The 19,224-nt window shown below is 44.3% G+C and carries 21 protein-coding genes; 12 read left to right on the plus strand and 9 right to left on the minus strand.

Annotated features, from left to right (window positions below; all coding sequences use genetic code 11):
* Positions 1-3 precede the first annotated feature (3 nt).
* Positions 4-438, minus strand: a complete 435-nt coding sequence (locus ACRD67_RS12720; RefSeq protein WP_430967531.1) for a hypothetical protein — start codon at positions 436-438, stop codon at positions 4-6.
* Positions 439-559: 121 nt separating this feature from the next.
* On the opposite strand from ACRD67_RS12720, the gene ACRD67_RS12725 reads away from it, so the two are divergent.
* On the plus strand, positions 560-1,012 hold the full coding sequence (locus ACRD67_RS12725; RefSeq protein WP_430967532.1) for an Lrp/AsnC family transcriptional regulator: 453 nt from the start codon (positions 560-562) through the stop codon (positions 1,010-1,012).
* A 230-nt stretch (positions 1,013-1,242) separates the two neighbouring features.
* Positions 1,243-2,661: an alpha/beta hydrolase family protein gene (locus ACRD67_RS12730; protein ID WP_430967533.1), complete on the plus strand. Its 1,419-nt coding sequence runs from the start codon at positions 1,243-1,245 to the stop codon at positions 2,659-2,661.
* Here the strand turns inward: ACRD67_RS12730 and ACRD67_RS12735 are convergent.
* On the minus strand, positions 2,648-3,385 hold the full coding sequence (locus tag ACRD67_RS12735) for a DJ-1/PfpI family protein (RefSeq protein ID WP_430967534.1): 738 nt from the start codon (positions 3,383-3,385) through the stop codon (positions 2,648-2,650). The two genes, ACRD67_RS12730 and ACRD67_RS12735, sit on opposite strands and share 14 nt — an antisense overlap.
* Complete coding sequence (locus ACRD67_RS12740) at positions 3,382-4,596, minus strand: MFS transporter (RefSeq protein ID WP_430967535.1); 1,215 nt, start codon at positions 4,594-4,596, stop codon at positions 3,382-3,384. The genes ACRD67_RS12735 and ACRD67_RS12740 overlap by 4 nt, the downstream gene beginning before the upstream one ends.
* 213 nt (positions 4,597-4,809) lie before the next feature.
* Here ACRD67_RS12740 and ACRD67_RS12745 point away from each other — a divergent pair, with 213 nt between their 5' ends.
* The gene (locus tag ACRD67_RS12745) at positions 4,810-5,457 is read left to right on the plus strand and encodes a DUF1684 domain-containing protein (protein ID WP_430967536.1); all 648 of its coding nucleotides are present in this window, start codon (positions 4,810-4,812) and stop codon (positions 5,455-5,457) included.
* Between the two features lie 70 nt (positions 5,458-5,527).
* Here the strand turns inward: ACRD67_RS12745 and ACRD67_RS12750 are convergent, their stop codons facing one another.
* The 5 genes from ACRD67_RS12750 to ACRD67_RS12770 all read right to left on the minus strand — a co-directional run bounded on the left by ACRD67_RS12750 (position 5,528) and on the right by ACRD67_RS12770 (position 9,246).
* Complete coding sequence (locus ACRD67_RS12750; RefSeq protein WP_430967537.1) at positions 5,528-6,670, minus strand: outer membrane beta-barrel protein; 1,143 nt, start codon at positions 6,668-6,670, stop codon at positions 5,528-5,530.
* A gap of 116 nt (positions 6,671-6,786) precedes the next feature.
* Entirely contained in the window at positions 6,787-8,040 is a 1,254-nt protein-coding gene (locus tag ACRD67_RS12755; RefSeq protein WP_430967538.1) for an ammonium transporter, read from the minus strand.
* Between the two features lie 29 nt (positions 8,041-8,069).
* Complete coding sequence (locus tag ACRD67_RS12760) at positions 8,070-8,408, minus strand: P-II family nitrogen regulator (RefSeq protein ID WP_430967539.1); 339 nt, start codon at positions 8,406-8,408, stop codon at positions 8,070-8,072.
* Positions 8,409-8,695: 287 nt separating this feature from the next.
* On the minus strand, positions 8,696-9,067 hold the full coding sequence (gene crcB, locus ACRD67_RS12765) for a fluoride efflux transporter CrcB (RefSeq protein WP_430967540.1): 372 nt from the start codon (positions 9,065-9,067) through the stop codon (positions 8,696-8,698).
* 17 nt (positions 9,068-9,084) lie between these two features.
* Positions 9,085-9,246, minus strand: a complete 162-nt coding sequence (locus ACRD67_RS12770; RefSeq protein ID WP_430967541.1) for a hypothetical protein — start codon at positions 9,244-9,246, stop codon at positions 9,085-9,087.
* 461 nt (positions 9,247-9,707) lie between these two features.
* Between ACRD67_RS12770 and ACRD67_RS12775 the strand changes: the two genes are divergently transcribed.
* Complete coding sequence (locus ACRD67_RS12775) at positions 9,708-10,094, plus strand: pyrophosphohydrolase domain-containing protein (RefSeq protein ID WP_430967542.1); 387 nt, start codon at positions 9,708-9,710, stop codon at positions 10,092-10,094.
* Between the two features lie 49 nt (positions 10,095-10,143).
* Here the strand turns inward: ACRD67_RS12775 and ACRD67_RS12780 are convergent, their stop codons facing one another.
* Positions 10,144-11,211, minus strand: a complete 1,068-nt coding sequence (locus ACRD67_RS12780; protein WP_430967543.1) for a branched-chain amino acid aminotransferase — start codon at positions 11,209-11,211, stop codon at positions 10,144-10,146.
* 176 nt (positions 11,212-11,387) lie between these two features.
* Here ACRD67_RS12780 and mnmC2 point away from each other — a divergent pair, with 176 nt between their 5' ends.
* The 8 genes from mnmC2 (at position 11,388) to ACRD67_RS12820 (ending at position 19,216) form a co-directional block, all read left to right on the plus strand.
* Positions 11,388-12,050, plus strand: coding sequence for a tRNA (5-methylaminomethyl-2-thiouridine)(34)-methyltransferase MnmC2 (gene mnmC2 / locus ACRD67_RS12785; RefSeq protein WP_430967544.1), 663 nt, complete (start codon positions 11,388-11,390; stop codon positions 12,048-12,050).
* Positions 12,051-12,210: 160 nt separating this feature from the next.
* Positions 12,211-13,170 carry a TIGR01777 family oxidoreductase gene (locus ACRD67_RS12790; RefSeq protein ID WP_430967545.1) on the plus strand — a complete coding sequence of 320 codons (960 nt, stop codon included), beginning with the start codon at positions 12,211-12,213 and terminating at the stop codon, positions 13,168-13,170.
* 142 nt (positions 13,171-13,312) lie between these two features.
* A complete protein-coding gene (locus ACRD67_RS12795; RefSeq protein WP_430967546.1) occupies positions 13,313-13,864 on the plus strand; it encodes a nucleotide exchange factor GrpE in 552 nt (183 codons plus the stop codon).
* A gap of 9 nt (positions 13,865-13,873) precedes the next feature.
* Entirely contained in the window at positions 13,874-14,989 is a 1,116-nt protein-coding gene (dnaJ, locus tag ACRD67_RS12800) for a molecular chaperone DnaJ (protein ID WP_430967547.1), read from the plus strand.
* A 196-nt stretch (positions 14,990-15,185) separates the two neighbouring features.
* The gene (locus tag ACRD67_RS12805; protein WP_430967548.1) at positions 15,186-16,121 is read left to right on the plus strand and encodes an ABC transporter ATP-binding protein; all 936 of its coding nucleotides are present in this window, start codon (positions 15,186-15,188) and stop codon (positions 16,119-16,121) included.
* Complete coding sequence (locus ACRD67_RS12810; protein WP_430967549.1) at positions 16,114-17,454, plus strand: ABC transporter permease; 1,341 nt, start codon at positions 16,114-16,116, stop codon at positions 17,452-17,454. Before ACRD67_RS12805 ends, ACRD67_RS12810 begins: the two co-directional genes overlap by 8 nt.
* 1 nt (position 17,455) lies before the next feature.
* On the plus strand, positions 17,456-18,319 hold the full coding sequence (locus ACRD67_RS12815; RefSeq protein WP_430967550.1) for a mechanosensitive ion channel family protein: 864 nt from the start codon (positions 17,456-17,458) through the stop codon (positions 18,317-18,319).
* Positions 18,320-18,346: 27 nt separating this feature from the next.
* Positions 18,347-19,216 carry a DUF6268 family outer membrane beta-barrel protein gene (locus tag ACRD67_RS12820; RefSeq protein WP_430967551.1) on the plus strand — a complete coding sequence of 290 codons (870 nt, stop codon included), beginning with the start codon at positions 18,347-18,349 and terminating at the stop codon, positions 19,214-19,216.
* Positions 19,217-19,224 lie beyond the last annotated feature (8 nt).

Consider the following 19,224-nt stretch of genomic DNA (forward strand, 5'->3'; position numbering starts at 1 on the left):
ATTTTAGAAACCGTAAGAATCGTTAAGACCAAAAGTAGTATCGTTGCCACCGCGCAGGGATCGTCTCCAAGCCTTAAAGGATTTCCGAAAACTCTTGATTTCGGTCCTAAGTAAATTCAGGTATTCCTTTTCCTTTACACCATCCTTTTCCAAACCATTGCAATAAGACAGAATGTTGCGTGTCATGATATTGATAAACTTGGCACTCTTCATCCTTACGGAAAGTGATTCGGAATGTTCTGCCTGGGCGATCTTTTGAGGAATCAATATCGCATCGGTAATCAAGGAATCTGCTATGATGTCCCTATGGCTGTTCGATTGATAAAGTTTTAGCAAGTCTTTGTTGTGGGAAACATAGGCTGCAATTTCCCTACTCATTCTGCAGAGATCAAGCGCCTTCCTGTACACAGGTACCGTTCTTAGATTTTTATTGGGCATTTTTTTTGTAATAGCAACTTTCGTCCTATAAAGTTACGGTCAAATTGGGAATTTTAACTTTAGAATCCATAGCAATTTTGTAATTTGGCTTTTAAAAGCAAATTATTTAAACGACATTGTTTTGAATATTAAGATAGATGATTTAAACTGGAGCATTTTGCAATGCCTACAAGAAAATGCTCGCGATTCCTTTGCCAATATTGGCCGGAAAGTGGGGTTGACTCCTCCGGCTGTTGCAGAGCGTATCAAGAAAATGGAGGACCTGGGTATTCTAAGCGGATACAAGGCGGTAGTTTCGCATGCGCAAACAGGGTATTTGCTCAAGGCAATCATTACCTTAAGGGCCTTTATGGGCAAGTTAAAACCCTTTTTGGAAATTGTGGTGTCCTTTGACGAGGTGGTCAATTGCTATCGAATAACCGGAAATGAAAATATCGTCATGGAGGTGGTGTTGCGAGATCAGTCCCATTTGGAGCAGTTTATTGATAAACTTATCGTATACGGGGAAGCGCGTACCCATATTGTGCTGTCGCACGTTATTTCCAACGCTCCTATTGGCAAGGGAAATGGCTAAGCTAGGGTTTAATGGCAGGGAACTTGGGTGGCATCGGTCTTGTTACGGAATTTTGATCTCTGCCAAGACCAACCCCTGGGATTTTTCCAACATGGGGACCCTCCGAGTGCTTCCATTGGTACATTTGTCCAAGCGGCCTATTGAATTTGTTAAAATCGTGGATAAGCCAATCCTTTTATATAACTTTAGTAGAGCCTTTTTTTGGCCGGATTTTTGATGAATCAATTGCTATGAAACAGTTTTTACTATTCCTGTTCCTTGGTATTTCCTTTACTTTTCATACCAAGGCGCAACAAATTACCCTGAAAAAGGGTATTATTCTGGATACCGTACCGATCAACGATTCAATTCCAGACAGTTTTGCCCTTTACCTCCCAAAGAATTTTGAAAATACGGGCAAGTGGCCGGTGGTCTTCGTTTTTGATATGGAAGGAAAAGCGGTTCAGGCGCTTCGAATGTTTCAGGCCGCAGCTGAAGAACAGGGATATATCCTTGCAGCATCCAATAATGTGTACGATACCTTATCCATCCCCAAAAATATCGTCATTGCCAATAAAATGTTCAATCGGGTGTTTTCCCTTTTTCCGATACATGCCAGCCGTGTTTATACCGCGGGTTATGGTAGTGGGGCCAGATTTGCCTCCGTAATCCCAACCTTTATCAAACAAATAGAGGGGGTTATTGCCTGTGGTGCAGGGATAGCCCGAACGGAAATCCTGAGCATCAAAAATAGGTTTCATTTCATCGGTATTGTGGGTAGGGAGGACTACAACTATTCCGAAATGTTGGCGCAAAAGAAAATGCTCAACCGGTTAAAGTTCCCCAATCACCGCTTGTTTTTTGATGGAGGACACGAATGGCCAAGGCAAAACTACATCGCCAAGGCCATGGAAATATTTACACTTTCTGCTATGGCCAAAGGCAACTTACGGCGCGACAGCCTATTTATCGCAAAAGGCTTTGCCCAGGATCTCGACAGTATAAAGGCTTCCATAGCCTCCAACAAATTAGTACAGGCAGATGATTTAATGGCTAGGACTTTATCTGTTTACAGACCGCATTTGGATATGGATTCTTTGATGGAAAGAAGGCGCTTGCTCAAAAAGAAAAAAGCGTACCGGGCGTTGAAGCGGAACGAGAATAACCAACTTTTCAAGGAGTCCCTGATCAAGGAAGATTACGGGTATTATTTGGAGGAGGACGTGCTTACCTACAATTTCAATAATTTGGGCTGGTGGAATTACCAAATGCAGGAATTGGAGAAGTTTTGCAAGAGTCAGAACAGGGCCGAAAGGCAAATGGGGAAAAGGTTAAGGGGGTTTGTAAATGCACTGATAGAAGACAACATTGATATTGTTATGGCGGATCGATTGGTCGATACCGAAGCTCTCCACTTTTTGTGGATGTTAAAAACGATTACCGCCCCACAGGAATACCGGTATTATCTTAAAATTATTTCGAGCTATGCCAAAAACGAAGATTTTGGGACAGCGCTATTTTATTTGGAAGAATTACTTAAGAACGGCTATAAGGACAGGGCATCACTATACAAGCTTGAAGATACGGCCCTGCTCAAGATCACACCGGAATTTAATCGGATCGTGGCCAAATATCTCAAGGACGCACGCTATGATGTCATTGAGGAATAAATCGGGGGACCTGCTCTAGGTCCCAATCGATGACCAAGCCTTGAGCAAGGGATTCCGCAATTTCCTTACCGTACAAGTATTCGCATAAATAGAGGGCGGCCTCAAAACTCTTGGCCCCTCCAGCGGAGGTAATATATTTGCCATCGTGTACAAAGAGGACACTGTCCTTTACCTTTAGTGCAGGGAACATTGCTTTATAACGATCTATATCACTGGGGAAGGTAGTGGACACCACCTGATCCAAAACCCCCGCCTTGGCCAAAACAAAGGCCCCATCGCAATGGGAGGTCATAAAGAGGGCAGTCTTATCCACCCGCTTCACAAAGTTGATCATCGTAGTATCCAGCAAATCGGAATCCAGGTGATGCTCCGCACTGGGTACGACCAGTATATCTATTCGAGGTAACACGTCCTTCGTGTAGTCGAAATCGGGAAGCAGGCGTACCCCTTCAAAGGTGGTTATGGGCTCCAAGCTGTTTGCCACAGTAAAGGTGTTCATTGCCTTAATGTTCTTACGGTACTGCGTATGCTGAAAAATATCATAGGGAGCGGTAAGCTCCGTATTGTAAGTGCCGTCCATGATCAGAAAGGCCACATTGTAACGATCGGCGACCAATTTTGGAACCGTTCTTTCTTCCTCTCTCTCGGAAGGCGAGGTCTTTTGTTGTTCTTGGCAGCCAACCAGAAGAATACAGTACAATACAAAAGGGAGTGTTTTTTTCATAAGACGGTACGTACAGATTTCTTTAATACGCGTTTCAGCAGTAAAAGTAACAAAATACCCAATAGGCAGATGAAAGCGACCCCGTACCAGGTAACGTCATATCCAAAACGGGCTACGGACAGCATCCCAGAATTATGGGCAAAAACATGGGCTACTGAAAAAGCCATGGTATAAAGGGCCATGTATTCGCCCTGATTGCCCCGTTTGGCACGGTCCATGGCGAAGGCATTGGAAAATGGAAAGGCGATCATCTCCCCTAAGGTCATTAACAACATCCCCACTACCAAGATTCCCGCCCAAGAACTGAAATTAAAAATAGCAAAACTTACCCCGACCAGAAACATGCCAAAGCTAATATGGGTGATTTTGGACCAGGGTCTGGTTTCCATGAACTTAATGAGGGGCATTTCAAAAGCAAAGATCAAAAAACCATTCATACCCAGCAGCAGACCAATTTGATACTCCGAAAGGTAATGTACCTCATTGTAATACAGCGGCACCGTTGAAAAATACTGGACAAAGGTAAAACTGAACACCACCATGGCAACTATAAACAACCAATAGGGCATATCCGTATAGGCCGATTTTGGGGCGTCGTTCCTAATATTGTCAAGCACCTTGGCTTTTTTGGGGTGCAATACAACAAGCAATAGAAGGCTGGCCAAAATGCAAGTGCTGCCATCTACCCAAAAGAGTCCCGGATAGCCCATGGTGGCAATGATAATACCTCCAAGGGCCGGACCTGCGGAAAATCCCAGATTTATGGCCAATCGGATCAAGGTAACCGACCTCGTTTTGTTCTCCGGCTTGCTGTAAGCGCTCAAGGCCACGAAGGAAGCAGGCCTAAACGCGTCCGCGGCGATCATCAGCACCAAGATCCCGATACAGAGAAGCCTATAGTCACTTAGAAACTGTATACCTATAAACAAAATACCCGTAGCAATTAGGCTAACCACCATGACCTTATAGTACCCATAGCGATCGGTGAGCTTTCCGCCCAGCCAGGAACCTATGAGCGAGCCCAGACCAAAGCAGCTCATAATCACCCCAACGCTTTCCAAAGTAAAGCCCAAATCCTGTGTCAGGTAAAGGGACAAAAAGGGGATGACCATGGTGCCGGCCCTGTTGATCAAGGTAATCAACGCAAGCCACCACACTTCCCTGGAAAGTCCCTGAAAGGAATCGAGATACGAAAAAAATAATTTTTTCATGGGAACGGTAACATAAAAAAAGCCCGGTGAGATCACCAGGCTTTTGTATAATTAAAATAGTATCGATTTTAAAAAACGCAGCGCTGGACCCATTGCCTTGGGTACACCTTGATCGCCCAAAAAATTGATACGGTCCGCATTTTTCTATATACTTTGAAACAAAGCTAACCAAAAAAATCGGATGTTGTATTTTTACGTTTTAAACTTTGCGGGATGCGCTATCTTTTGTTGTTTTTGATTCTAACCATAGTGGTTTTGGGGTGTTCGGATAAAAAGAAATACCATGATGTTGACAAACAGGGTAAGGTGGATACCCAACCGAGGGGCATAGCGGAGATCCTCCGTTTCCAGAAGGAAACCAATGCGAAATTCAAGGACCCGGAAACATCACCCTTGCCGGATAGATATCGAAAAGACTTTGAAGGGTTGAATTTTTTTGAACCGGATACCAATTATCGGGTCGTCGCCAAATTGGAGCGTACACCAGATGCGGTTCCCTTCATGATGCCAACCACCACAGACAGAAAATCTGCGGAAGTAGTCTACGGGCTGGCCCATTTTTCTTTGAACGGACAGCACTTCCGTCTAGAAATATATCGGAGCCCGGAGCTGGACTCTGGTGTGGAGGATTATCTCTTTTTGCCTTTTCTGGACGCTACAAACGGGAATAGCACTTATGGTGGCGGGCGATATATTGATTTGTCCGTTCCCCGGGGCGACTCCCTTATTATTGATTTCAACAAGGCCTACAATCCGTATTGCGTCTATAATCCAAAGTATTCCTGCCCCATAGTGCCCAGGGTGAATACATTGGACACTAAAATTAGGGCCGGGATGAAGACCTTTCAAAAGGAAGAATAAAAAAAGCCCTGACATACATGCCAGGGCTTTCCCATGCTTAAACCAAACTAAACTAATGATAATAAAGTCCTTAAAATGAATACACGGCCGCCAACAGGAAGGAGGCCAAACTGCCGTTAAACTCCAGATCGGGATCTAAAAACACATCTTCCGAAGCCGTATCCAGCCGTAATTCGGGCTTAATGATCAAATTGCCCACGGTAGCATTTCCGGTCAGGGTCACGGCAAATACATTGGCGTCCCCATCGGCATCCGAACCAATACCGGCTACGTTCCCAAAACCGTCCATCGTGGCAAAATATTCCCCGCGCAGTCCTATACTAAAGTTTTCGGAAGTCTGTATTTGTGGATAGAGTGCTGCTCCGTAAAAACCAAAGCCGTCGGTATCTTGATAGGTGGCATTGATGCCCAGGAAGAACTCTTCGGAGACGTCAAAGCCACCGGTGAAATCTACCTGGAACAAAGAGCTTATGTCGGTATCTATAAGCACACCGTCTACCAGTAATTCGTTGGTGCCCTGCTTGCCGAAGATAAAATTCAAATACTGTCCACTATAGCCTAGTTGGGCGCCAAACGAAAGCTCCCCAAAAGGATTGATATCCGTAAAATCTGTTGGATTGAGGACAGCGAGCATGGCAGACCAATCGTTCCCGAGGTCAAAATCGGCCTTGAGACCGGCATGGGAGAAGGGGCCATAGGAAAACATATAGGAGGTGCTGTAGTTGAAATTGGCCGCCGGAGAAATTACTTCATATCCCAAAAAGGTATTAAAATTACCCAGCGTAAGGGTTACGGCATCGCTTACATTCCAATATACATACAATTGGTTTACGATGTTGGGCGAACCAAAAGGCGAACCAAATACGGCATCCTCGCCTCTGGGACCAAATACCAAATCGGCCACAAAACCTACTTTTTCTCCTTCGTAACCGGCAATCAAATTTACCATACCCAGGGCAAAGCCTGGATCATTAGCGAAGGAGGTACCTGGCGCCGTAGGCGTAATAGTCCCGGTCTGAATACCATTTTCTATTACCGGGATTTCCTTGTTAAGACCGTTCAGGTTGGCCCTATAGTAGGCATCTACTGTTCCACTGAAGGAAAAATTGGATTTTTCCTCTTCCTCCTCCTGAGCAAAAACTGTGGTAGACAGAAGGGCGAATGCGAATAAAAATATTTTTTTTACGTATTTTGTATATATAATCGTTTTCATATTTCAATGATTTTAGATATCCTATTTGAGTAGGATGTTTGACTAGTTTAAATTGAGTTTTGTATGTGAAAAGGTTATAAACGGAGCGTTCTGCCAAACGCTCCGTTCTTTTTCTGTTAATGTTGGTTCATTCTAAAGTCGGCATAGGCATCCATTCCGTGTTCGTGGATATCCAAGCCTTCCAATTCCTCTTGCTTTGAAACGCGCAGGCCAGAAACCTTTTTGATTGTAAGCAGGATGACAAAGGCAGAGACGGAGCACATGGCTGCGGCAGCTCCCACTCCTGCCAATTGATATAGGAATTGGTCCATACCCGCCATAGATCCCATGATACCTACGGCCAAAGTACCCCAGATACCGCAGATCAGGTGCACCGCGATGGCACCAACGGGATCATCCAATTTCAATCGATCTATCAGGGCGACGCCGAGTACAATGATTACACCGGCCAATAGGCCTATGACCACTGCCTCGTTGGGCGACATTAAATCGGCCCCTGCCGTAATGCCCACAAGACCCCCAAGGATACCGTTTAAGAACATGGTGAGATCGTAATTCTTATAGAGGACCGTTGAGAAAAGAAAAGCGCCAACACCACCTGCGGCCGCGGCCAAGCAGGTAGTCACCAACACAAGTGAAGTTGTTGCTGGATCTGCGGACAAAACGGAACCGCCGTTAAAACCAAACCATCCCAACCAAAGGATCAAAACACCTGCCGCCGAAAGCGGAAGATTGTGCCCTGGGATTGCTTTGGTCTTTCCATCCTCGCCAAATTTTCCAATACGTGCCCCCAGTAAATAGACCGCTATAAGTGCGCCCCATCCCCCTACGGAGTGTACGAGGGTAGAACCGGCAAAGTCATAAAAGCCACCGTTTTCCCCGCCTAGAGTGGAAAGGAAACCGCCGCCCCACTGCCAAGATCCTACAATAGGGTAGACCAGCCCTACATAAACTAGGGTAAAGATCATAAACCCACCGAGTTTAATTCGTTCTGCCACGGCTCCGGATACAATGGTAGCTGCCGTTGCCGCGAACATGCCTTGAAATAGGAAGTCGGTCCACCAGGTGTAGCCGCCATCGGCGTAGTCCGGGGTCATTCCATTTTCAGGGGCTCCAATGCCGAATCCGGCAAATTTAAAGAGGCCCATGTCCCCATCTTCAAAACCGGGGTACATCAGATTGAATCCTCCAACATAGTAGAGCAAAATCCCCATGCAAATAATGAATACGTTCTTGAATAAAATGTTTACGGTGTTTTTCTGTCTGGTAAGCCCAATTTCCAAAAAGGAGAACCCCAAGTGCATAAAAAATACTAGGGCGGTACAAACCATCATCCAAACATTGTTAGCTGTAAATAATCCTGCGTCCATTTCTAATAGTTGTTAGTTGGTAATTTTTTTTAGTTGATTCCTGCGTGTCCGTTTTCCTTGGTTCTGATCCTGTACGCTTGCATGACATCGGAAACGAAAATTTTCCCGTCCCCTACGTTGCCCGTATAGGCCGATTCAAGCACCGTGTTGACCGTGCGTTCCAAAAACTCGTCCGATACTACGATTTCCAAGTACCTTCTTTGGATATCACTGGTACTATAGGATATCCCTCTATAGACATGTCCCTGTTTTTCATTTCCAACTCCGGTTACGTCCCAGTAGCTGAAGAAGTTAACTTCGATCGCATGCAAAGCTTTCTTTACATCGTCGAACTTTGATTTTCTAATAATTGCCTCGACTTTTTTCATGATTGAATTGTTATTAATGATGCCAAATATATATCAATAATGTATAGACCCTCTAAAAAATAGGGGTGTACTATACATTTTTACGTTTATTTTAAATATAACCCCTAAATTTTAGGGGTATATGATTAATAATATAAAAAAATGAATATTTGGTTATTTTGTAGGGATACCTTGGGAACCGCTGTAGGAAGGTCAACGTTTTATGGAATTTCCCAAAAAGATACGCCCTCGTGGAAGCTTACACGAATTGGAAAAGTGGAAGGGAAAATAGTAAGGTATGGAGGCGCTTATAGCATTTTAGCAAGCCAAAGGCCCAGTGCTATGGCCAGTACGCCGATTGCAATACTGCTAAAGGTATAAACGCCGAAATGGAACAGCTCCCCGTCCTGCAGGAGGGAATGCTTCTCAAACGCGAAGGCCGAGAAAGTGGTAAAACCTCCACAGAAACCAGTGGACAATAGCAGGGTCTGGCTTTGCGAAAGATAGTTGCCTCTAAAGGAAATACCCAGGATAAATCCGATGAGCAGACATCCGATGATATTCACCAAAAAAGTGCCTAAAAAAAAATTCTGAAAATAGCTGTTGAAGGTTTTGCTGATAAAGAAGCGAAGTACACTACCGATTCCTCCGCCCAAAAAAACAAGCAACATTTGTTTCATACCCTAAAGGTAAAAAACTAAACCGCTTTTTTGTATTTGGAAGCAGGCAAATCCAAAGGAAAGATATTGGAAGCAGGTGCTGCCTTTCTGGATTTTTTATGGGTACCATTGACACTAAAGACAAGTAAGGCCGCATTTACAGCGATCAAAACAAAAAGAATAGTTAAAAAAGTGACCATTTCAACGGATATAGTTAGTGTTATAACGCAAAAGTACGTCTTTTCTTATAGTATACGAGGAAAACAGAAATAATGTTGTAAAGATGTTAATTTTTGTGGTATATGGAAGGTTTCTGTTAATTTTTGAGGAAATGTTTAATCAAAAACAGAATGAGTACGAAAGATATAAAGGTGATTCCGATCCATTTGACACCGCTGTAGTTCTTCCGATGCAGTTTTTTATCTTTTTTATATGAAAGGATTAAAATACCGGCAAAGACCAAGACAAAAATACCTGCAAAAATTAGTTGCCCGTTGCTGAACATATTTCATACTTTTACGCAAAGCTAAGTCAAAAAAACATATGGAAAAATCATATGGGATAGATTATTTCATAGTGTTCAAATCCAAAACACATATACCTGGATTGCCGTACACTTCAGTGGGGCAATGAAGGTCAAACCTTAAACGAACAGTTGGAAATGAAAAGTAAAATTAATGCTGTTGCCCTTTTTCACAGGTCCTTTGGGCTTGGAGTGTCGGAAACCCTACGTGGGAATCTGGGCACGCAAAAGAATGAATTGCGGTTTAACCTTATGGATGAGGAAAACAAGGAATATTTGGAGGCTGCCAATAAGGGGGATTTGGTAGAGGTGGCGGATGCCTTGGGCGATATGTTGTATATTTTGTGCGGCACCATCTTGGAGCACGGCATGCAAGACAAAATAGAAGAGGTCTTTGAGGAAATCCAAAGAAGCAATATGAGCAAGTTGGGCAGGGATGGCAATCCGATATATCGGGAGGACGGCAAGGTCCTTAAGGGCCCCAACTATTTCAAGCCAAACATCAAGGCCGTCCTGGACAAATAAAAAAGCGCCACGGAAGGTGGCGCCCTATATCCTCTTAAAAAGAGTTGAACTAGTCTACCGCATAGCGCCAGCCAAACTTGTCTTCCGATTTGTTGTATTGGATATCCATAAGCTGCTTCTTGAACCTACCGGCATAGGAATTATCCAATTGGGGAAGTTCGTAGCGCTCGCCCTTATACCCAAAGCCTAAGATGGGATTGATGACCGCTGCGGTTCCGCTACCAAACATCTCCTTTAGGGTATTGTTTTTGGAAGCTTCTACCAACTCCGATACCTTAATGGGCCTAACTTCTACAGAAATTCCTTGATCCTTTGCAAGCTCAATTACGCTTTTACGTGTTACCCCATCCAAAATTTTATCATTGGTCGGACCCGTGAGCAAGGTGTCACCGATACGCACAAAAACGTTCATGGTACCTGCTTCCTCAATATATTCATGTGTATTGGAATCGGTCCAAACCACTTGTTGGTAACCCTCCTGCATGGCCAGTTGGGTAGGATAGAACTGACCCGCATAGTTGCCAGCGGCCTTTGCGTAGCCAAAACCACCGTCTGCGGCCCTACTGTATTTTTCCGCGATTTTTACACGAACCTCGCCGCCATAGTAGGACTGTGCCGGGGATAGAATGATAATAAACTTATACTCTTCGGCAGGTGAAGCCATCACACTGGGCTGAGAGGCAATAACAAAAGGTCTAACATAAAGGGAATTTCCATAACCCGGTTTAACCCATTCCTTGTCTAGTTGAAGCAATGCCCTTAAGCTGTCAAAGAAATAGTCTTCCGGAAACTCGGGCATGGCCAAACGGGCACAAGAAGTGTTGATTCTTCTAAAATTCTCGTCCGGTCTAAACAACCATAATTTACCGTCATCGTCCTTATAGGCCTTCATGCCTTCAAATACAGCTTGGCCATAGTGGAACACCCTTGCGGAAGGCTCCAGGGTCAAGCCCTGATATGGCATTATACTTGGTGTTTCCCAAGCCCCATCCCTGTAATCACACACCATCATATGGTCTGTAAACACCGATCCAAAGGTAAGGTTATCAAAATCTACCTGATTTATTCTTGAACTTTTTGCTTTTTCAATGTTCAATTTGCTTAGGGTCGTTTCCATATAAAAAGCTTTTATGCGTTAAAATTAAAGAATTATCGCAAGTTGATGCTTCTTTTTTAAATCAAAAATGCTCAGTTTTGTTGTAGAAATCCAATTTTTGCCATATCCGAAAGGTTTTAACATCTTACTTACACTTTTAGCAGTGCATTTTAAGCGATCAGCGCAATAAAAATAGGGTGAAACGAAAAATAATTACTACCTCGGACGGTTCCAAAACCATTCAGATTGAGGAATGGAATGAACAGTACCATTCCGTACATGGTGCGGTACAAGAGGCATATCACGTATTTATTGGCAACGGACTCTCGCTTTTTGAGAAACAAAAGCTGGCCATCCTGGAAATCGGTTTCGGTACCGGTTTAAACGCGTTGGTGACCTGGATAGAGAGCAAAAAAAAGCAGTTGGATGTGGATTATACCGGAGTGGAGGCTTATCCTGTGCTCGAATCGGAATTACGCCAACTGGACTACCTTACAGCGCTGAACGCCCCTGCCTACAAGGATGGATTTTATAAAATGCACAGTGCGGATTGGGAAAAGAAGGCGGTTATTGCGGATAACTTTAGGCTGACCAAACAGCAAAAGGACTTTATGGAAATCCAGGACATCGGTTTGTTCAACCTTATCTATTTTGATGCCTTTGGGCCCCGGGTACAGCCCGAGTTATGGACGGTTGCTATTTTTTCCATCATGTTTCGGGCCCTTAAGCCAAAAGGGGTGCTGGTCACCTATTCGGCCAAGGGAAGTGTAAGACGAGCCATGCAAGCGGTAGGTTTTGTGGTTGAGCGCTTACCGGGGCCACCAGGAAAGCGGGAGATGTTGCGGGCAACCAGGAACTAAACGGGTACACCTAAAAAAGTTAAATTCTAACATAAGTTTTTGTTCCCCTTAACGAAAGCTTAAAGAATACTGTTAAACCTGCACTAAAGCTTTGGGGCTGAGCGTCAAAAACCTATATTTTTGTAACCGCACATGCATTTAACGGCATAAAATATAACAAATGAAGGTTTTAATCACCGGAGCAACAGGATTGGTGGGCCAAAAGCTAGTGGCGTTGTGCCGTGCGCAAAACATATCGGTCAACTACCTATCTACCCGGAGAGAACAGATGGTAGGCCAGGACGGGTATCGTGGTTTTTATTGGAATCCGGAGTCTGGTGAAATAGACCTGGACTGTTTTAATGGGGTTACCGCCATCGTCAACCTCGCCGGGGCATCCATTTCAAAAAGGTGGACCCCGAGCTATAAGAAAAAGATCCTGTCTAGCCGGATAAACAGTTTACGGACCTTGCACCGTGCCCTACAGACCATGGATAACGGTAGTATAAGGTCTTTTGTATCTGCATCGGCCATTGGTATTTACCCCAATTCCCTCTCCAATTTTTATGAGGAGGATGAAGCTAAGGTAGATAAAAGCTTTTTGGGTGAGGTTACCCGTGCATGGGAGCAGGAAATAGACACCTTTAAGGTCTTCAATTGCAAGGTGGCCAAGCTGAGGATCGGTTTGGTCCTTTCAACAGATGGCGGCGCCTTGCCACAAATGGCCGGGCCCATTAACCACTATATGGGAGCTGCTTTTGGCTCTGGCAACCAATGGCAATCTTGGATCCACATTACGGATTTGGCAAGGATTTTCCTGTTTGTTGTGGAAAATCGGTTGGAGGGCATTTATAATGGGGTAGGCCCAAACCCTGTGACCAATAGTAAGCTGACAAAGGAAATCGCCAACGTGCTCAATAGACCGTTGTTGCTGCCCAATATTCCGCAATTTATCATGCGGGCGCTTCTTGGAGAAATGTCGTATCTGTTGTTCACCAGTCAACGGGTAAGCAGTAAAAAAATCGAGGAAGAAGGCTTTGTCTTTGATAATCAAAATATCCGTAGATCGCTCGAAAACCTTTATATGGACGAGCAACCGCACGACAGCAGCGATCAGAAGTACAGCAAGGAGTTTGTCTAGGTACCAAATGGGTGTTTGTAATTACTTCCGTATCCGCTTCAGGCGGATTTTTTTTTGTAAAGTTTCGTGACATTTTGACATTTTTAAAGAATTGGCAGTACTTTTGCCATCTTTAATTCCGAGTATTTAAAAGTTGTACTACATGAGTAAAAAGAACAAGGCTGGGGAAAGGGATGAGATTATCCAAGACACCCAAACACAGGAGGAAACCGAACGCGTTGAGGAGTCTGTCGTAGAGGAACAAACGGTAGAAGAAAAGCTCCAGGGAGAATTGGACAAGGAGAAGGACAAGTTTTTGCGTCTTTTTGCGGAGTTCGAGAACTATAAAAAACGTACCTCCAAAGAGCGGATGGAACTTTTTAAAACTGCAGGACAGGAAGTTATTGTTTCCCTCTTACCCGTTTTGGACGATTTTGACCGGGCCACCAAGGAACTTTCCAAGTCCGAGGATAAGGAAATGTTCAAGGGCGTGGAGCTCATTCACAATAAACTTAAGGAAACCCTGAAAGTAAAAGGGTTACAGGAAATAAAAATCAAACAGGGCGATGCTTTTGACGCAGAGGTCCATGATGCCATTACCCAGATACCGGCTCCGAGCAAAAAACTAAAAGGCAAGATTATTGACGTGGTGGAAAAAGGTTTTACCTTGGGCGAGAAAATAATAAGGCACCCCAAAGTGGTGGTCGGGAACTAAAAAAAAGGTATGAAGGAGGATTATTACGAAATATTGGGTGTGGGAAAAAATGCATCGGCGGCCGAAATCAAAAAGGCCTACCGGAAAAAAGCGATTGAACACCATCCCGATAAGAACCCTGGTGACACCAAAGCTGAGGAAACGTTCAAAAAAGCGGCCGAGGCCTATGAGGTGTTGAGTGACCCCGATAAAAAGGCCCGCTATGATCAATATGGCCATGCAGCCTTTGAAGGCGGTGGTTTCGGTGGTGGCGGTATGAATATGGAGGATATCTTCAGTCAGTTCGGGGATATCTTCGGCAGTGCCTTTGGCGGAGGTGGTTTCGGAGGATTTGGCGGCTTTAGTGGAGGTCAGCGCCGTGTAAAGGGAAGCAATCTTCGGATTCGCGTCAGGCTCGCTTTGGACGAGGTGGCCAATGGAGTGGAGAAAAAGGTAAAAGTACGCCGAAAAGTACAGGCAGAGGGAGTTACCTATAAAACCTGTACCACTTGTAACGGTAGGGGACAGGTGACCAAAATAACCAATACCATCTTGGGAAGAATGCAAACGGCGGCCACATGTAGCAGCTGTGCCGGTAGCGGCCAAATCCTGGATAAACGCCCAAACGATTCGGATGCGCAGGGACTAAAAGTGGTAGAGGAAACCGTTTCCATAAAAATACCGGCAGGGGTAGAGGACGGGATGCAACTCAAAGTTCCCAACAAAGGAAACGAGGCCCCGGGAAATGGGATACCCGGAGATCTTCTGGTAGCGATAGAGACCCTGGAGCACGAAACCTTGAAGAGAGAAGGGGACAACTTGCATTACGACCTGTATGTAAGTCTATCCGACGCGGTATTGGGCACTTCCAAAGAGATCGACGCGGTCAAAGGGAAGGTGCGGATAAAATTGGAACCCGGAATTCAGTCAGGAAAAATATTGCGTTTACGGGGCAAGGGCATATCCAGCCTCAACGGCTACGGAAATGGAGATCTTCTGGTACATGTAAATGTATGGACGCCCAAGGAACTCAATAAGGAACAAAAAGACTTTTTTGAGCGTATGCGGGGCGATGGAAATTTTGAGCCGAAACCCGAGAAATCCGACAAATCCTTCTTTGAAAAAGTTAAAGATATGTTCTCCTAGGTAATTTAAGTTTCCTATTTAAATAAAAAACGTATATTTGATTCAATATTGGGCAACCAATATTAATTTTCTTTTTCATAGCAATTTTTTTCCCATCCTTAATCTTTTTAAGGGTGGGTTTTGTTTTTTGGGTCTCATTTCCACTAAAATCGGGGGTCTTTTAAAGCATTTCTATATCTTTGGCAAAATTGCTTACATGAACAATATTTTGGTCGCAAAGGAGGTCACCAAACAATTCGGGGACCACGTAGCGCTTGACAAAGTTTCTCTTGAAATTCCAAAAAATAGCATTTACGGCCTTTTGGGTCCAAATGGGGCAGGAAAGACCACATTGATACGGATTATCAATCAAATTACCTACCCAGATCAGGGCGAGGTTTATTTTGATGGAGCTCCCCTGGAAGCGCATCATATTGCCATGATAGGCTACCTGCCCGAGGAAAGAGGGCTCTATAAAAGCATGAAGGTCGGGGAGCAGGTATTGTATTTGGCACAGCTCAAGGGACTCAGTAAGGCCACCGCCAAGGAACGGTTGAAATTCTGGTTCGAAAGATTGGAGATAGGCGACTGGTGGGGCAAAAAGGTACAGGAACTTTCCAAGGGAATGGCCCAGAAGATACAGTTCATCGTTACCGTCCTCCACGAACCAAAACTCCTCATCTTTGATGAACCTTTTAGTGGTTTTGACCCTATCAACGCCAACATTATCAAAGATGAGATCCTGCGATTAAAGGAAAATGGAGCTTCTATTATTTTTTCTACCCACCGTATGGAATCCGTAGAGGAACTTTGCGAACATATTGCACTGATCCACGAATCCGAAAAAATACTCGACGGAAAACTGTCGGACATAAAAAAAGCCTACAAAAACAACATTTTTGAAGTAGGTCTACAGATTGGTGATGGGGAAGCCCTGGTAGGTGAACTTTCAGAAAAATTTCAAATTTCATCCGCTGCTTACGACGGCAAGGCGGGCCAGCTAGATCTCACCGTACAATTACCCTCCGATGATACCAAAGAATTCCTGGGGTTTGTGGCTGGCAAATCCAATATCAATCGTTTTGTGGAGACAATTCCCACTGCCAACGACATTTTCATACAAACCGTTCAAAGAAAGGACCAGGATGCATAAATTAGGACTTATCATAAAACGGGAGTACTTGGCGAAGGTGAGAAACAAATCCTTTGTTATCATGACCTTTCTAAGCCCTATCCTAATGGTTGGTATGGTGGTGCTTATTGCCTATTTAACCAAGGTGAACGACAGTGAAAAAAAGGTGATTTGCGTTTTGAACGAGAGCAACTATTTTTCCAATGATTTTGTGAGCACCGAAAGTACCTCCTATGTGATTTTCCAAGATATTGCTTTGGAAGCTGCCAAAGATTCAACGGCCAGTTTAGGATACTATGGCCTGGTCTATATTCCTGGGGAAAATGACCTTGAAAGGGTGGCCGACCGTTCCTATTTTTATACCAGAGATGCTCCAAGTACTTCGGTGCTCGATGGGCTTGAGGCTATCTTTCAAGAGCGGATACAGCAAAAGAGGCTTTTGGATCTTGGGGTATCGGCCAAGGAGTTCGCCGCCTTTGACGACCCGTACGAAATCAATACGGCTACCTTTTCGGGACAACAGAACCTAAAAGGGATCAATGAGATCAAGGCATTTATCGGCGGAGGGTTTGGGTATCTGATCATGATGTTCATAATTATCTACGGCGGTTTCGTGATGCGTAGTGTCATTGAGGAAAAAACGAGTAGGATTATTGAAGTGATCATCTCTTCGGTAAAGCCCTTTCAATTGATGCTCGGAAAAATCATTGGCACTTCACTCGCTGGGATTACCCAGTTCGCTATTTGGATCGTTTCGGCCTCCCTATTACTGATCGCCGTGCTGTTTATTTTTGATATAGATCCACAAGGACTTGGAGCTACCGCCAATTTGCCCACTACGAGCACCGCGGCCAATATGGCTCCCGTAGCCCCTGGTGATGCCACCTTTCAATTATATGTAGATGAGTTTTTCAAGATTCCCTGGGTGATGCTGATCTGTTTTTTTGTGGTCTATTTTGTATTGGGCTACTTGATATACAGCTCCATATACGCAGCCATCGGTGCCGCCGTGGACAACGAAACGGATACACAGCAGTTTATATTTCCTATAATCTTGCCGTTAATGTTAGCCATTTATGTGGGTTTCTTTTCCGTTTTTAGCAACCCGCACGGACCCATTGCAGTAGGGTTTTCGCTCTTCCCTTTAACGTCTCCCATCGTTATGCTCATGCGTCTTCCGGGAGGGATAGGAGAGGGCGGGGTACCACTTTGGCAATTGATGACCTCTATTGTGTTATTAATCGGTACATTTATGGGTATCGTTTGGCTGGCGGCCAAAATTTACCGGGTTGGTATACTCATGTACGGCAAAAAACCCAGTTACAAGGAGCTCTATAAATGGTTGAGGTATTGATATGGAACGATTACAAAATATTCTTGGCGCAATAAAGGACTTTCTGTTGTATAAGATATACGACAGTGCAGAGATCCATATTACCATTGGCACCTTGCTTACGATCATTGTCACCCTGATCATTATTACCTATACCCTAAGGCTTATACATCGTTTGGTCACCGCCAAACTGCCCGAGGAGGACAAGAACAAGTTTGAAAGTATTTTCGGTTTTTTGAAATACCTCTTTTATATCCTGGTGGTGGTAACGATTTTACATTCCTCCGGGGTGAACCTCACCGTGCTGCTAACAGCTTCCGCAGCCCTTTTTGTGGGGCTGGGCTTTGCGCTGCAATACCTGTTTCAGGATATTATCTCAGGGATTCTGATCATATTGGACCAGTCGCTCCATGTGGGGGACATCATAGAAGTAGAGGGTAAGGTAGGTCGTGTTTTTGAGATACGTTTACGTACCACTCGTGCACTTACGAGAGACGACAAGGTCATCGTGATTCCAAACCACAAGTTTTTGACCGATAGTATTTACAATTATACCCAGAATCACAAGACCACTAGGGAAACGGTAAGTGTGGGAGTGGCCTATGGCAGTGATGTAGCCCTGGTCACCAAGGTTCTGGAAGAGGTTGCACAGGAACAAAAAAGTGTCTTGAAGAACCCGAAACCTTTTGTGCTGTTCGAGGATTTTGGTGACTCCGCCCTTTTGTTCTCGCTTAATTATTATATTTCTGATAGCTTTTCAGATCCCAAGATAAAAAGTGAAATGCGTTATGCAATCGATGCCGGGTTTCGGGAGCATCGGATCAGTATACCGTTTCCTCAAAGAGATGTACACCTGTTTCAGCATAAGGATACGTCCAAAAATTAATAGCGTACGAGCAATGGTAAAACATATATGATAAGGCATATCAGCACTTGTTTGTTGTTGGTCTTTAGCCTGTCCAAAGGGATATCACAGAGCGGTGATATCGTACGTGTGGAATACACCTTGATTCCCGAGAACAATTCTGGTATCGAAACCACCAGGTACCGCTTTTTGGCCAATTTGCCCATTAAATTAAATGACCGATCCATTTTAATCACGGGAGCGGAATACAGCACGATAAAGTTTGATATATCCACCCAGTTTCCGTTCGATCAAAGTCAACTGGAAAAACTACGGATCATCGACCTGAATTTCGGATACGTCACCAAATTTTCACCGGACTGGCGTTTTATTGGTATTGTAACGCCAAGACTGGCCTCGAATTTTATCGAGGGCGTGGAGTCCGACGATTTTAGGCTGAATCTGACCGCCAGCGTATTGCACGATAAAAAGGACGTGGAACGCCCCTACCGGCTACTTGTGGGACTGAGCTTTAACAGTGCAACCGGGCTGCCTTTTCCACTGCCTATAGTAAGCTACCAAAGAAGGTTTCACCCAGACTGGTCCTTTGCTTTAGGAATTCCCAAGGCAAACATCCGCTATCACATAAACAAGCACACCCTACAGCTAGGGGCCTTGTTGGACGGATATTTCGTAAACCTTCAGGACGATATTTTATTGCCCGATGGGCAATTGGGTTCGGCGGTCTCCCTTTCTGCAATAGTGGGTACCCTTGGTTATCAGTATAATTTCACGGACATTATCTCCTTTTATGGGTTTGTAGGGTATTCGTTGACCCAAAAAGGAATTTTACGGGACGATAACAGGAACAATGTTTTTCTGTTAAATGACGAGGGAAATATTTATTTTAGAACAGGATTTAAAATTTCAATCTTTTAAAACGACAA

This window comes from Eudoraea algarum (assembly GCF_050589645.1).
Classification (GTDB): domain Bacteria; phylum Bacteroidota; class Bacteroidia; order Flavobacteriales; family Flavobacteriaceae; genus JBNGOQ01.